This is a genomic window from Bacillus sp. LR--39 (assembly GCF_053613335.1).
Map to the genome: position 1 here is coordinate 1 of NZ_JBSIOT010000175.1, position 1,346 is coordinate 1,346.

The following is a 1,346-nucleotide window of genomic DNA, read 5'->3' on the forward strand; positions in this document are numbered from 1 at the left end:
GCATTAGGGAAACAGATTGATTTTTACTGCTCGATCGAGGGAGAGCATGACGAATATCACGTATTTATCGTGCTTTCGATCATTAATAATCTAACAGCAAATGCGGTAGAGGCTATGGATGAAGAGGGAATGATCAGCCTGAGGCTCCGTAAGCCAAATGAGAGTATGGTAGAATTCCAGGTGGAAGACAATGGCCCCGGGATTTCCGAGAAAATCGGAGACATTGTGTTTGACCCGGGCTTTACTTCAAAATATGACGAATTTGGCACGCCTTCTACGGGTATCGGACTTTCCTACGTAAAGGAAATCGTGACAGAGCTAGAAGGGGATATCACGTTTGATAATCAGCAGCGGGGAGTGGTGTTTGCCATCAGGCTGCCTGTCCGGCATTTGATTCAGAAAGGGTGAACCAAAAGCTATGCGTTTTTTTATTGCAGATGATGACCGTGCGGTGCGGTCAATCTTAAGGCAGATCATTGAGGACGAAGATCTCGGGGAAGCTGTTGGTGAAGCTGACGACGGAAGCCAAGTGGAAGGGCATATGCTGCAATTTAAGCAGATTGATATTTTATTAATCGATCTGTTAATGCCCGGAAGAGACGGCATTGAGACGATTCGTCAGATCCAGAATACGTACTCCGGCAAAATCGTAATGATCTCTCAAGTGGAGGCGAAGGAAATGGTCGGGGAAGCGTACTCGCTCGGCATCGAATATTTTATCCATAAGCCGATTAACCGCATTGAAATTGTCACGGTTCTCCAAAAGGTGAAGGAGCGGATCGAGCTTGAACACTCGATTGGAGCCATTCAGCATTCTCTAAGCCGGCTTGTCAATCGGACTGAATGGAAAGCGCGTCCCCAGCAGAAGAGTGACAGCGGTTTAAAAGAGGCAGGAACATTCCTGTTGTCCGAGCTGGGCATGATGGGAGAAGGCGGCGCACATGATCTAATGGCGGTCCTGCAGTATTTAGCAGAACACGAGCAATCCGAGCCGCACGAAAAACAAAGCCCTTCGCTAAAACAAATATTCACCCAAGTAGCGGTACGGAAGCTGGGGACAGGGGCCTCACAGACGGAAGTCAATCGCGAAATGAAAGCCTCGGAGCAGCGTATCCGCAGAGCGATTATTCATTCGCTGCACCATTTTGCTTCATTGGGCACAACTGATTTTTCGAATCCAAAATTTGAAACCTATGCATCGAAATTCTTTGATTTTCCGGTTGTCAGCCAGAAAATGAAAGAACTCCAATCCAAGGATGCAAAACCCCTTGCACCTGCTAGAATAAATATGAAAAAATTCATCCACGTGTTTTTTTTGGAAGCAAAGCTTTTGCATGAGACGATGA

The 1,346-nt window shown here is 46.7% G+C and carries 1 protein-coding gene and 1 pseudogene; both read left to right on the forward strand.

The window, feature by feature from the left end:
* Window positions 1–408 (forward strand): annotated as a pseudogene (gene glnK / locus ACWHAR_RS21530) (two-component system sensor histidine kinase GlnK); the annotation flags it as partial.
* A 10-nt stretch (window positions 409–418) separates the two neighbouring features.
* Window positions 419–1,346: glutamine utilization two-component system response regulator GlnL (gene glnL / locus ACWHAR_RS21535; RefSeq protein WP_452087775.1), on the forward strand; the 928-nt coding region annotated here is incomplete at its 3' end.